Genomic DNA, 12,947 nt, shown 5'->3' on the forward strand with positions numbered 1-12,947 from the left:
GACGAATAAACATAAAAGAGCAAAAAAAGCATAAAAATAAGAAAATTATCTATTTTTTAGTGTTGTAAAAATATGCAATCGTCGCAGCACGAGTTTTTCAGTGACGGATATTTTTCAAGACAAAAAAAGCCTTTCAGATGTCACCAGAGTCAATGAATAAAAAAAACCATTTAATTTTAATAATTTTATAAATAAATCAGGCAATTTGAGGGAAGAAATAAATTCAAGCCAGCAAGGCTGTATTGTCAGAAAGATCAATCTCGGATTTTGGTCAGGTAGGGCAGCTTCGGCCCAGGCACTTAAGTAAAGCCAAACATTAAATATTGAGCGTGGTAGTTAAAGTCATTCAGCACAGCTGAAATAAATGCTAAACCTATAAATGATATATCGTATGATTATTTTTATGAATCACCAGTTCAAAATATGGGTATTTATTAAATAAATATTGGGTGGTAATTTAAAAAAGTTCAATTAGAATCCCAAAATTCAACAAAAACGCATCTAGGGGGAAACATTGCTTACGGCGATGTTTACTTAAGAAAAATTAGCTTGAGGAACGCTCATGCAGATCGGAATCCCAACCGAAACTGTTGTCGGTGAAAATCGTGTGGCGGCAACGCCAGAAACAGTCAAGAAGTTGATCAGTGCTGGTCATACTGTAGTCATTGAACGTAGAGCAGGGGTAAAAGCCGCTTATATTGACAGTGCCTATGAACAGGTCGGTGCCAAAATTACGGATGATGCCTATACCGGCAGTCAGATTATTTTGAAAGTTCGTGCCCCTCAAGGCGAAGAAATTCAAAAACTTGCGCCAAATACCGCAGTCATTGCGATGTTTGACCCGTATCGCAACACTGAGCTAGATCAGTTTGCAGCGCAGCAGGTTTCTGCATTTGCATTAGAGCTTTTGCCGCGTACGCTGTCCCGTGCCCAAAACATGGACGTGCTGTCTTCTCAAGCTAACTTGGCCGGTTATAAATCGGTACTTTTGGCGGCCGCAGAATATCAACGCATGTTCCCTATGCTCATGACGGCTGCCGGTACGGTAAAACCGGCCCGCGTGGTGATTATGGGGGTAGGTGTTGCCGGTCTGCAAGCGATTGCGACTGCAAAACGTTTAGGTGCTGTGGTTGAAGCAACCGATTTACGTCCAACTGCACGTGACCAGGTCGAATCGCTTGGCGGTAAATGGCTCGATGTGCCAATGTCGGATGAAGAAAAGCAAAAAGCCGCTGACGCTGCTAAAAATGGTTATGGATGGATGCCAGGTGAGCAATACATCAAAGACCAGGCGGTCATTGTCGATAAAGCCGTTTCCAATGCTGATATCGTGATTACCACTGCACTGTTGCCGGGCCGTGATGCACCGCGTTTAATTCGTGCTGAAACAGTGGCCAAAATGAAACCGGGTTCAATCATTCTGGATATGGCGGTTGAGTCTGGCGGTAACGTGGAAGGTTCCAAGTGCGGTGAAAATGTCGTGACGGATAATGGCGTGACCATTTTGGGTATTCCAAATATTCCTTCTACAGTTGCGACTGAAGCTTCAGCACTGTATGCACGTAACGTCTTTAATTTCCTTGATACCCTGTTTGATGCAGAGAAAAACTTTGCCATCAATCCGGAAGAGGAAATTCAAAAAGCCCTTCTGGTAACTCATGGCGGTCAAGTACTGCTGAAGCGTGGTTAAGGAGAGTCATCATGGTTGAAACGATTACAATTTTCGTCCTTGCCATCTTCGTAGGTTACTACGTGGTTTGGGGCGTAACACCTGCTTTACATACGCCACTTATGGCGGTAACTAATGCATTGTCTTCGATCATTATCGTTGGTGCAATGATTCAAACCGTAGGCTTGCCAGTGATTGGTGTCGATGCCAACGTGGCTTTTCAAAGCGTAAACATCGTGAGCATTTTAGGCGCGGTTGCAGTGTTCCTGGCAAGTATCAACATTTTCGGTGGTTTTGCCGTGACTGCACGCATGCTTGAAATGTTTAAGCCAAAGCAAAAGAAAAAAGAGGGCTAATCAATGGAATTTATTCGAGAATATGCCAATTGGTTCTATTTGATCGGTGCCATTCTTTTTATCTTGACCCTGCGCGGCCTGTCGGGTCCAAAGACTGCGATTGCCGGTAACCGTTACGGTATGATCGCAATGGCGATTGCCGTGATCACGACTTTCTTTGTGGCTGAGCATCCTGTGATCTGGATGATTGTCGGTGCAATGGTTCTTGGTGCTGTTGTGGGTATTGCCCGTGCACGTACCGTTCCAATGACGCAAATGCCAGAAACTGTTGCCTTGATGCACTCGCTTGTTGGTTTGGCTGCAGTATTGATTGCCATTGCCGCGATTTTGCATAACAACCAGTTAACTGCGCTATTTGCACAGAATGAAGCGGCGTTAACAGCAGCTGGTGTTCAGCATGCACATATGAGCAGCGTTCATTTATTTGAATTGTTCGTGGGTTGTTTCGTGGGTGCAATCACCTTTACAGCTTCCGTATTTGCTTACGGTAAACTGGCTGCGAAGAAATGGGCGAAAACCATTTCGGGTGGCTGGGTTAAGCCGGTACAGGCGATTATTTTCCTGGCAATGCTTGGTTGTGGTATCAACTTCTTCTTAACCGGCGACATGACATCTTTCTGGGCAATGACTGCACTTGCACTTGCATTTGGCTGGGTATGGATTGCACCGGTCGGTGGTGGCGATATGCCGGTTGTGGTGTCACTGTTGAACTCATTCTCTGGCTGGGCTGCAGCAGGTATTGGTTTCACTTTAGAAAACAATATGCTGATTGTTGCCGGTTCCCTGGTAGGTTCTTCAGGTGCAATTCTGTCTTACATCATGTGTAAAGCCATGAACCGTTCAATCATCAACGTATTGTTTGGTGGTGCAATGGGTGGTGCAGCAGTGGCTTCTGGTGACAAGGGCGAGCAGGTTCAGCGTAACCACCGCTCAGGTTCAGCAGATGATGCAGGCTTCCTGATGTCAAATGCAGACAGCGTAGTGATTGTTCCGGGTTATGGTATGGCTCAAGGCCGTGCACAAAATGCCGTAAAAGAACTGTGTGAAATCCTGAAAGAACAAGGCGTTAAAGTACGCTTTGCAATTCACCCGGTTGCAGGTCGTATGCCTGGTCACATGAACGTATTGCTTGCTGAAGCTGACGTGGCTTATGAAGACATTCTGGAAATGGATGAAATCAACTCTGACTTCCCGGCAACTGATGTGGTGTTGGTCATTGGTGCAAACGACGTCGTCAACCCGGCAGCGAAAGATGATCCAAGTTCACCAATTTATGGTATGCCGATTCTTGAAGCACATAAGGCGCGTACCATTATGGTGATCAAGCGTTCTATGGCAACCGGTTATGCAGGTCTGGACAATGACTTGTTCTATAATGAAAAAACCATGATGATTTTCGGTGATGCCAAGAAAGTTGTGGAAGATATGACTAAAGCCATTAACGGCGGCGGTCACTAAATCCACGCTTCAAAAGTTCCTCTTTCATAAAGAGGGATTTAGGGAGATTAAAACCACCTTCGGGTGGTTTTTTGTTTCTAGAATATATGACTTTTCAATAATTAAATTGAAGAATAGAGCAGGATACATTTTTATAAGGATATGGTTTCTTGTTTTATTTGGTGCTGTCTGATCAAGCGATATTACAAAAATGCTTTATAAAATGGCAATTAACTGTTTATTTCTAAATAGATATTGCTGATTAGTGATATTTTTAGAAATTAAGTTGTGCTAAGACCGGCATTTGCCGGCCTTTTTAAATAAAAAGATAAATCTCGATAATCTGGCATTTCTTTTGCATTTTTGTGATTCAGTTTTAGGGGGACTGTTCATGAAAATAATAAAGTGTCTAGTATTGCTGTTATGCGTCTGTTCACTACCTGCATTTGCAAGTGAAGCTGCGACAAACACAGCCAATATTCAAGAAATACGTTTATCACTCGACAGCGTTTGGGTGGTCATCGGCGGGATTCTGGTGTTCTTGATGCAGGCCGGTTTTGCAATGGTAGAAAGTGGCTCTGTACGCAGCAAGAATACCGTTAACGTATTAATGAAAAACTATATGGATGCTTGTCTGGGGGGATTGGTCTTCTGGTTGGTGGGCTTTGGGCTGATGTTCGGCATGAACACTTCGGGCTGGATTGGCACCAGTCATTTTGCACCCGATAACATGGATGGCTGGCATTGGAATCTGCTGTTCTTTCAAATGATGTTTGCCGCTACTGCAACCACAATTGCCAGTGGTGCCATGGCGGAGCGTATTCACTTTGTCGCTTATATTGTCGTTGCTGCCGTGGTCAGTGGCCTTATTTATCCTGTCTTTGGTAGTTGGGCATGGGGCAGTATTTTTGAGGGTACAGGCTGGTTAAAGGCCTTGGGGTTTATCGACTTCGCCGGTTCAACCGTGGTGCATTCCATCGGTGGTTGGGTCGCTTTGGCCGGAATCATTGTTTTGGGGCCGCGCTTGGGACGTTTTGGTCGTAATGGACAAAGTCATTTTTTGGCGGGACATAACTTGCCCTTGGTAGCCTTGGGTGGTTTTATCCTATGGTTTGCATGGTTCGGTTTTAATGCGGCATCCACGGTGAATGCCAATGTCAGTATTGGCCGGATTGCTTTAAATACCCATCTGGCCGCCTGTGCTGCTGCGGTGGCTTATATGTTGTATGCCTTGGTTCGTGGCAAGGCAATCCTGATGAAGACCACCATTAATGCCTCATTGGGCGGTTTGGTGGGTATTACGGCAGGTTGTGCAACCATGTCGCCACTTTTTGCCGTCATCACCGGTGCCATTGCAGGTTTGCTGGTAAGTACCTTGCCGGTCTTAATGGAAAAATTAAAACTGGATGATGTCGTGGATGCAGTGACGGTACACGGTTTTTGCGGGGCGTGGGGAACAGTGGCTGCCGGCCTGTTTTTTGAAGCCGATATGTTCAACTCGCAAATTGTTTCCATTCAGGTGCTAGGGGTGCTGGCAGCATTTGCCTGGGGATTTGGAATCGCGCTGATTACCTTTAAGGTGCTAAAGAAAATGCTGGGGAGTTTGCGTGTCGGAACGCAACATGAACAGCGCGGTCTGGATTATACCGAACATGCCGAGCTGTCTTATCCTGAATTTCAGCGCGATGTGACTTTTGAAACAGATGATATTACCAGACGCCACTGAACCAAGAAGGGGAGTTTAGCTATGCCAAATGAATTACTCACTGTGATGCAAAAGAAACAGGCAATTGAGCGCGGTTTAAGCCATTATTTGCAAGGAACTGTACTGGAACGGGTATTGAATTACTGGGAACAGGAGTATGGCGACAAGCCTTCATTTGTACTCAACCGTTTTATGAATGATATTTGCAATACCGATGAATTGCGTGTTCAGCGCAAGGAAATGTTGAAACAGGTGTTATGCGAAATGTCGGCGGTTGAAAAACAGGTGCTACTGGATACCAAGCCGAAAGTGCAAACGGAAGAGCTGACAGAGGTGCCGATTTCAGCCGATTTTGCCGATGCTTTTTTTGATTTGATTAATGGGGTAGTGCAAACAGTAGCTACAGCTGATCAGAATGATTTTAATGCGGAAGTGAAAAATCATGTCCAAGCCCTGGGCATTGCCATTCAGCAATCCGCGAATCTGAATGATGCTGCTTTTACGGAATGTTTGCCGCTTACCAGTTATGCTCAGGTGATTACTGCATCCTATGAATGCTATTGCGAATTTTATGGGCCAAGCAAGGCCGATCAGGTCTATGCACGGGTGAAAATGGACATCAAGAGCAAATATCCTTCTGTGGATTTACATCACTTATTATAGTGGATTAATCTGGATGGAGTGGATGTTCGGTCTAAAGTTCAGGCTGGGCATCCCCAAAACAGCAGCACAAAAAAAGCGACCTGAAGGTCGCTTTTTTAATTTAGGCTACTGATTCTGGAGTTGCGCGCCATAAGCTTTCCAGATCGTAAAATTTACGCGCTGTTGGAAGCATGACGTGAACGACAACAAAACCAAGATCGATGAGGATCCATTCGGCATCACGTTCACCTTCAACGCCGAGAGGGCGGAAACCTGCTTTACGTGCTTCTTCAGCAACATTGTCTGCAAGGGCTTTAATGTGACGGGTTGATGTACCACTCGCAATGACCATGGCATCTGCCACATTGCTGATTGAGCTGACATCAAGTTCTAGAATATCTTTTGCTTTTACATCTAAGAGGGCTTCATGTACAACTTTTAAGCAAGCTTGTACATCTTTAGCATGAGCATTCATTGCGTGTTCGAGAGAATTAGAAGCGCTGGGCGATGGTTCTAAATTCATAAAAGGTTTAATTTCCGGACAATATCTCACTGTGTAATATAGCGGTTTTGGGGCTAAATTTCAAATCTGTTCATAATTTAACTTTGTGGATGTTTTGCAAAATATTTATCTTTCCAGGCAAAGGAATGGCTGGAATGCGCTTGGGGCTTGTATTCTGCCGCGGTGAAACCCGTATAGGGACTTTGGCTTAACCATTGAAAAATGTCTGCGTATGGAATTTGTGCAGTATCAGGCTGATGACGTCCCGGGCAGTCTGCAAACTGGATATGCCCAATATCCTGAATATTTTCCTTTAAGCCTTGCAGCACATCTTCACCCATCATCGCCATGTGATAGCAGTCATATTGCATTTTCAGCGCAGGGTGTCGTACAGCTTCCAGCATCTCCTGGGCCTGGGCAATATTCTGTACCAGAAAGCGCGGCATGTCGGTGCCATTAATCATTTCAAACACCGGTTGGATGTTGTGTACAGCAAACATGGAACAGGCCAGTTTTAAATTTTTTGCCAGTGTATTTAAGCAAGGCAACAGATCTGAATCGAGCGGTTGCTTGCCGGCCAAAATATTCACACTGGATACATTCAGTGCGGTGGCATATTCAATGGCCTTTTCCAGGGCACGATGAAATTCAATTTCTTGACCCGGTACGCCAGCCAGACCATTGCCGCCTTGCATCAGGTCACCTGCAGGTACATTAATCAGGCACAAGCCAAGATCATGCAGGGTCAGTTGGGTCTGAATCTGTTCAATGCTGAGTTCATAGGGAAACTGAATTTCCACATACTGAAATCCGTGCGCGCGCGCCAGAGCAAAGCGCTCAATCAAAGGTACTTCAGTAAAAATCATGGATAAATTTACCGCCAGCTTCATCATGCTGTTACTCCTTGCGTGCTAAGAAATGATCTGCTCAAGATTCAACCAGTTGAATGACAGTTGCCAGGTCAGCCTCAGCATAGCCGTTATTTTGGTGGGTTTTCAATTGTGAAAGAGCCTGTTTTGCGACAGGAATATTTAAATTGAACTGTTCAGCCAGCTGCATGGCATTATTCAGGTCTTTGGACAGGGTTTGCACTTTCCATTGCACCGGCTCAAAAGTATGCGTTGCCATACGCGGGCTTAAGATCTGAAACGGTTTCGAGTCGGCAAAACCACCGGCAAGCGCAGGGGCAAGCAAGGTGGTATCTACACCTGCCTGTCTGGCTAAGGCCACTGCTTCTGCAATCAAGGTGCTGTTTGCTGCAACAATCAGCTGATTGCAGATTTTGGTGGCTTGCCCGGTACCTGTTTCGCCCATACGCGTTACACGTTGCGAGAGCACATTATAAATCAGCGATAAATCTTGAATGGTTTGCGTGTCGCCACCGGCAAAGATCACCAGCGTGCCCTGTTCGGCACCTGCGGTACCCCCGGAAACAGGCGAGTCAATCCATTGCACTTGCTGGTTTTGTGCCTGCTGTGCCAAAGCTTTGGTTTTATCCACAGATAAACTGGAGAAATCCACAATCACTTGACCCGCAGTCAGTTGATGCTGGATGTGATCAAACACCGCCTGTACAGCAGCATCATCGGCCAGACAGGTCAGAATCACCGGATATTGCCCAATATTTTGCACGTCTAGGGCAGTAGCGCCCATATCAATCAGCACGTCACAGGCGGACGCCGTTCTGTTCCATACCGCCACGTCAAAACCGGCCTGAATCAGCCGGGTCGCCATGCGGCTGCCCATGAGACCCATGCCTAGGAATGCGATTTTTGTATTACGATCAAAACTCATGTGTTTTTCTCTGGACCATGCTGTTATTGGACTATTTTACTTATATTGGCGCGGTAAAAACTGAACTTCCGGGTTCTTGTCTTTTTTACGGGCCAATTTACTGTTTTTGCCCAACAGTAATTTCAGTTGCCAGATTTTCTCCAGGCGTAATGATTTTTTCGGTTCATGTTGCATGGCATCAAGAACCTGTTTAGCCGCTGCCAGTGCATCCGGAGAACGTTGCAGCATTTCTTCTGCAATTGCTTGGGCTTTGCTCATTGGTGATTCATCCAGATGCGTCACCAAACCAATCTCTTTTGCATAGCTGGCGTCAAAAATACGCCCGGTCAAGGTCAGTTCTTTGGCCAGATCGACACTGATGATGCCTTTAATGGAACGGGTCAGTCCCATGTCCGGCACCAGTCCCCAGCGGCTTTCCATAATCGACATTTTGGTGTCCGGATGGGCAATACGAATATCGGCTGCCAAAGCCAGTTGCATGCCGGCACCCAGACAATAGCCTTCGATTGCCGCAATGACCGGTACAGGCAGTTCCTGCCAGATTAAAAAAGCTTTCTGGAACAGGCTTTGTCCCGGTTTGAGCAGCTCCCAGGCTGCATAAGCGGTATTTTTTGGCGCATTTAAATCGGCCAGGTCAATTCCGGCACTAAAGACATGCGCTTCGCCGGTTAAAATGACACAGCGAATGGAGCGGTCCTTTTTAATTTGTTTGGCGGCATGCACCAGTTCGCGCAATAAAGCAAAGCTCATGGCATTGCGCTTTTCTGGACGGTTTAAGGAAACGGTGGCAATGCCATTATTTTTTTCTATGCGAAGTAAAGCCATGAGTTAGACCTGTATTTTTATATGGTTTTGAGCATAACACGGGTATTTCTCTGATACATGCCGCGATACATGACAGCAGAGTCACATCTAAACATAGACGTGGCTTCTAGAACTCGGCTAGACCATGATCAGATACTTTGCCTGTTTAAAATTTGCTGTGAGGCCTGTTCAACCTGCTGAATGACCGACTGCAATTCATCAAAGCGTTTCAGAGTTTCCTGAATAAAGGCTTCATCCGCCTTGCGGCGTTCTTTACGTAAGGAAGAAACAAACTGTTCAAATCCACCAGTGACTTCCTGCAGGCGAGGAACACCGACATAACGGGTCGCCCCATATAAGCGGTGCAGCACATGTTCTAGTTGTGGAAAATCTTCCATTTCAATCAACTGCTGCATTTCATCCAGTTCTGTAGGGAAACTGTCGATCAGCATTTGCAGTAAATCGATGGCCAGATCTTCTTTATTGGCCGCCAGTTGCAGGCTTTGTTGCCAATCCAGAATATTGGGGTCCAGCGCTTCAATCAGAATGGACTTCTCGATGCTTTTCGCCTTTTTGAAGCTTTCCGAGGTCCAGTGGGTCAGAATCTGAATAATCTGTTCCATCTGAATCGGTTTGGTGACGTAATCATCCATACCGACCTGCAACAGTTTCTGCTTTTCATCCGCCAAGGCATGTGCGGTCAGGGCAATAATCGGCAGGCGCTTATGATTCTCCAGGGTCGACTCTAGCGAGCGAATGGCACGGGTGGTATCAATTCCGGACATCACCGGCATTTGAATATCCATAAACACCAAATCAAATGCCGGCAACTCCTGCTCGATGCGCTGCTGAATAATTTCAATGGCTTCCTGACCGCTTAAGGCCTTGGTGGTGGTGACATTCAGCTCTGCAAGCAGCGCTTCCAGAACAATCAGGTTCGGTAAATGGTCATCCACTGCCAGTACATGCAAACCTTGTCCATTAAACTCTTCATGCACATCCTGCTCGAAAACAGGCTGATTGCTGAGCAGCTGAATCAAGGCACTACGGCTTAAAGGCTGATACAGCGGACGGGCGCGGTAATCGTTCAGCATGTTTGGATCGAGCGCCATCTGATAGCCATACACGGCAATATTGCCGTGGTAGCGTTGACGGATTTCTTTCAGTAGCGCTTCGCCATCGCCGCTATGGTCGACAATCAGCCAGGTATTTTCATCGTTTGTCGGGAATTTATTCAGCTGGCTGAACAGATCCAGAATCGAACCGGTTTCCACATGATGCACACCATAATTTTCCAGATAATGGCGCAGAATGTTGGCGGTTGCAGGATGGGCCAAATAGGAAACCACCTGCATTTGTTCAAAGTGCGGATGCACAATTTCAATGTCTTCATCCACCACAAACATGGCGGTAAACCAGAAAGTTGAACCTTTTTCGGTCGGTGCGCGCTCCTGGTTGTCTTCAAAGCCAATTTGGCCCTGCATCAAATGCACCAGTTGTTTGGAAATGGCCAGGCCAAGTCCTGTACCGCCAAATTGACGGGTCACCGAAGCATCGCCTTGCGAGAAGGATTCAAACAGTTTTTTCCGGTCTGTACCGCTCAGGCCAATGCCGCTGTCCTGCACGCTAAAGTGCAACAGGCATTGTCCGATATCGTCATGTTCCATGCGGGCACGGACAATAATTTCGCCATCCGGGGTAAATTTGATGGCATTGGAAATCAGGTTGGTCAGAATCTGCTTGAAGCGTAAGGCATCGCCAATCACTTGCGTTGGCACATTGTCGGCATAATAGAATGCCATATCGATATGCTTTTGCGCAGCCAATGGCGAGAGCATATCCATCACGTCAAAAATGGCTTCTTCCAGGTCAAACGGGGCCGTTTCCAGTTCCAGCTTGCCGGCATCAATCTTGGAGAAATCCAGCACGTCATTAATCAGCGCCAGCAGATGCGCAGATGATTTACGGATGGTTTGCAAATACAGGTTCTGCTCATTGCTCAGGTTGCCTTGGCGCAGCAATAAATGAATAAAGCCGTCAATACTGTTCAAGGGAGTACGCAGTTCATGGCTGATATTGGCCAGAAACACCGACTTGGACTGGTTGGCTGAAATCGCCTGGTCGCGTGCCTGACGATAGGTAATGTTCTGAACTTCCAGGGTATCTAAAGTACGGCGCAAATCATCTTCGGTCTGTTCGGTATGTTCTTTGAGTTCCAGAAAGCTAAAGTGCAGGCGTTTCACCACGTTGGCAATATCGCGCTGCAATAAGCGCAATTCCCCGGTACTGTTAATCACCATGTGCTGATCAAGCGTGTCGGCATTCAGGCGCTGTAACTGCATCCGGATTTCGTACATTGGCGCAATCCAGCGCCGTGAGTAGAAATTCAGGCACAGTAACAGCAGCAATAACGTCAGCAGGCCGGTGGCAATCAGCACAATCATGACCCGGTAGTGGGCAATTTCCAGGGGCTGGTTATCCAGCTCAATTACCAGTGTGGCCGGGTTATCGGTATGTTCATTAATTTTTAAGGCATAGATATGATTGTGATTATGCAGGATAGGCCCGACAAAATCGGCTTTAGCGTCAATCTTGGGCCAAGCTTCCTGATCCTGAAAACCAATACTTAAACGGTTTCTGCCTTGGGGATCGATAATTGCGGCACGAATGAGATGTTTTTCATCCAGCATCACTTGCAGGGTATTACGAGCCTGATCATATTGCCATGGATAGCGGTTGAGCAGATCGAATGCAGCTTCGGCGGTAAGCTGATAGCGGGTCACAATCGCAATAGCCATCTGACGTTGCTGCGCACGTGAGGCATTGGATGTTTCGGATAAAACCAGCAATGCCCCCACACATGCCAAAACCATAATGGGGACAAAAATCATGGCGATGAGTTGTCCATAAGCATGATTTAAGTGTAGACGCTTAAATAACTTTTTATTGATATTTGACATGGTTAAAGCAGTTGATTCCCTATGCTTTGCATATTAGCACGCTTTATTTAAAACTGGCTGTGCTTTAATCACTTTCAATAAAAAGCCTGCTAAATGGGTGCAGGAGGAAGCATTTTTCCATACAATAGGCGCACCTCGATATAGGTGCAAATAATGAGTAATACCACCCCTGATTTCCAAGCTGACGAATTTTTACTGGATCACTATGTAGGAAAAACGCCTCTGGTGCGTTTACAACGTCTGGCAAGTCACACTCAAGCAACAGTATTGGCGAAACTTGAAGGGAACAATCCTGCAGGTTCGGTAAAAGACCGCCCAGCGTACAACATGATTATGCAGGCTGAAAAACGTGGTCAAATCAAGCCAGGCGATACATTGATTGAAGCGACCAGTGGAAATACGGGAATTGCCTTGGCCATGGTGGCTGCCATGCGTGGCTATAAAATGAAACTCATTATGCCTGCAGGTTCAAGTCAGGAACGCAAAGATGCCATGCGTGCTTATGGCGCCGAGCTGATCGAGTCCGAGAATATGGAACAGGCGCGTGATATGGCGCTGCAAATGCAAGAAGAAGGAAAAGGACTGGTCTTAAACCAGTTTGGCAACCCGGACAATGTGGACGCCCATTACCGGACGACCGGTCCGGAAATCTGGCAGCAAACCGGCGGTAAAATTACCCATTTCGTCAGTTCCATGGGAACGACAGGCACAATTATGGGGATTTCCAAATACCTAAAAGAACAAAATCCGGATATTCAGATTGTCGGTTTGCAACCTTCGGAAGGTTCCAATATTGCCGGTATCCGTCGTTGGCCACAAGAATATCTACCTACCATTTTTGATCCTAAGCGGGTTGACCGCATTATGGACATTCCGCAAATTGAAGCGGAAAAAACCGCACGTCAACTGGCGCGCAAAGAAGGCATCAGTGCCGGAACCTCATCAGGCGGTGCCGTGTGGGCTTCCATTAAACTGGCTGAAGAAAATCCGGGTGCCGTAATTGTCTGCATCGTCTGTGACCGTGGTGACCGTTATCTGTCTACCGGTTTATTCTCTGTAGTCGACCCTGAATAATTAA

11 protein-coding genes are annotated in these 12,947 nt (G+C 46.4%); 6 read left to right on the top strand and 5 right to left on the bottom strand.

The window, feature by feature from the left end:
* The first annotated feature begins 562 nt into the window (after positions 1 to 562).
* From BLP85_RS11825 to BLP85_RS11845, 5 genes are all read left to right on the top strand, one after another.
* The gene (locus BLP85_RS11825) at positions 563 to 1,690 is read left to right on the top strand and encodes a Re/Si-specific NAD(P)(+) transhydrogenase subunit alpha (protein ID WP_092820281.1); all 1,128 of its coding nucleotides are present in this window, start codon (positions 563 to 565) and stop codon (positions 1,688 to 1,690) included.
* An 11-nt stretch (positions 1,691 to 1,701) separates the two neighbouring features.
* Positions 1,702 to 2,025 carry a proton-translocating transhydrogenase family protein gene (locus tag BLP85_RS11830; RefSeq protein ID WP_092820282.1) on the top strand — a complete coding sequence of 108 codons (324 nt, stop codon included), beginning with the start codon at positions 1,702 to 1,704 and terminating at the stop codon, positions 2,023 to 2,025.
* Between the two features lie 3 nt (positions 2,026 to 2,028).
* Positions 2,029 to 3,483 carry an NAD(P)(+) transhydrogenase (Re/Si-specific) subunit beta gene (locus BLP85_RS11835; protein WP_092820283.1) on the top strand — a complete coding sequence of 485 codons (1,455 nt, stop codon included), beginning with the start codon at positions 2,029 to 2,031 and terminating at the stop codon, positions 3,481 to 3,483.
* Positions 3,484 to 3,853: 370 nt separating this feature from the next.
* Positions 3,854 to 5,188 (top strand): ammonium transporter, encoded by a 1,335-nt coding sequence (locus tag BLP85_RS11840; RefSeq protein ID WP_092820284.1) that lies wholly within the window; start codon positions 3,854 to 3,856, stop codon positions 5,186 to 5,188.
* Between the two features lie 21 nt (positions 5,189 to 5,209).
* The gene (locus tag BLP85_RS11845; protein WP_092820285.1) at positions 5,210 to 5,830 is read left to right on the top strand and encodes a hypothetical protein; all 621 of its coding nucleotides are present in this window, start codon (positions 5,210 to 5,212) and stop codon (positions 5,828 to 5,830) included.
* A gap of 100 nt (positions 5,831 to 5,930) precedes the next feature.
* Here the strand turns inward: BLP85_RS11845 and rsfS are convergent, their stop codons facing one another.
* The 5 genes from rsfS to BLP85_RS11870 form a co-directional block, all read right to left on the bottom strand.
* A complete protein-coding gene (gene rsfS / locus BLP85_RS11850) occupies positions 5,931 to 6,332 on the bottom strand; it encodes a ribosome silencing factor (RefSeq protein WP_092820286.1) in 402 nt (133 codons plus the stop codon).
* A 77-nt stretch (positions 6,333 to 6,409) separates the two neighbouring features.
* Positions 6,410 to 7,204, bottom strand: coding sequence for a hydroxypyruvate isomerase family protein (locus BLP85_RS11855; RefSeq protein WP_092820287.1), 795 nt, complete (start codon positions 7,202 to 7,204; stop codon positions 6,410 to 6,412).
* A 34-nt stretch (positions 7,205 to 7,238) separates the two neighbouring features.
* The gene (locus tag BLP85_RS11860; RefSeq protein WP_092820288.1) at positions 7,239 to 8,105 is read right to left on the bottom strand and encodes an NAD(P)-dependent oxidoreductase; all 867 of its coding nucleotides are present in this window, start codon (positions 8,103 to 8,105) and stop codon (positions 7,239 to 7,241) included.
* Positions 8,106 to 8,141: 36 nt separating this feature from the next.
* Positions 8,142 to 8,930: a crotonase/enoyl-CoA hydratase family protein gene (locus BLP85_RS11865; RefSeq protein WP_092820289.1), complete on the bottom strand. Its 789-nt coding sequence runs from the start codon at positions 8,928 to 8,930 to the stop codon at positions 8,142 to 8,144.
* Positions 8,931 to 9,058: 128 nt separating this feature from the next.
* Positions 9,059 to 11,869, bottom strand: a complete 2,811-nt coding sequence (locus tag BLP85_RS11870) for a GacS-like sensor histidine kinase (protein WP_092820290.1) — start codon at positions 11,867 to 11,869, stop codon at positions 9,059 to 9,061.
* A 153-nt stretch (positions 11,870 to 12,022) separates the two neighbouring features.
* On the opposite strand from BLP85_RS11870, the gene cysM reads away from it, so the two are divergent.
* Positions 12,023 to 12,943, top strand: a complete 921-nt coding sequence (gene cysM / locus BLP85_RS11875) for a cysteine synthase CysM (protein ID WP_092820291.1) — start codon at positions 12,023 to 12,025, stop codon at positions 12,941 to 12,943.
* Positions 12,944 to 12,947: the final 4 nt, after the last annotated feature.

It is taken from the genome of Acinetobacter kookii (assembly GCF_900096895.1).
GTDB lineage: Bacteria > Pseudomonadota > Gammaproteobacteria > Pseudomonadales > Moraxellaceae > Acinetobacter > Acinetobacter kookii.

Excerpts from the sequence above, each read along its gene's own strand:
- BLP85_RS11825 (WP_092820281.1), top strand. The coding sequence starts at position 563 with ATGCAGATCGGAATCCCAACCGAAACTGTTGTCGGTGAAAATCGTGTG.
- BLP85_RS11855 (WP_092820287.1), bottom strand. The coding sequence starts at position 7,204 with ATGATGAAGCTGGCGGTAAATTTATCCATGATTTTTACTGAAGTACCT.
- rsfS (WP_092820286.1), bottom strand. The coding sequence starts at position 6,332 with ATGAATTTAGAACCATCGCCCAGCGCTTCTAATTCTCTCGAACACGCA.
- BLP85_RS11835 (WP_092820283.1), top strand. The coding sequence starts at position 2,029 with ATGGAATTTATTCGAGAATATGCCAATTGGTTCTATTTGATCGGTGCC.
- BLP85_RS11840 (WP_092820284.1), top strand. The coding sequence starts at position 3,854 with ATGAAAATAATAAAGTGTCTAGTATTGCTGTTATGCGTCTGTTCACTA.
- BLP85_RS11870 (WP_092820290.1), bottom strand. The coding sequence starts at position 11,869 with ATGTCAAATATCAATAAAAAGTTATTTAAGCGTCTACACTTAAATCAT.
- BLP85_RS11860 (WP_092820288.1), bottom strand. The coding sequence starts at position 8,105 with ATGAGTTTTGATCGTAATACAAAAATCGCATTCCTAGGCATGGGTCTC.
- BLP85_RS11865 (WP_092820289.1), bottom strand. The coding sequence starts at position 8,930 with ATGGCTTTACTTCGCATAGAAAAAAATAATGGCATTGCCACCGTTTCC.
- BLP85_RS11830 (WP_092820282.1), top strand. The coding sequence starts at position 1,702 with ATGGTTGAAACGATTACAATTTTCGTCCTTGCCATCTTCGTAGGTTAC.
- BLP85_RS11845 (WP_092820285.1), top strand. The coding sequence starts at position 5,210 with ATGCCAAATGAATTACTCACTGTGATGCAAAAGAAACAGGCAATTGAG.
- cysM (WP_092820291.1), top strand. The coding sequence starts at position 12,023 with ATGAGTAATACCACCCCTGATTTCCAAGCTGACGAATTTTTACTGGAT.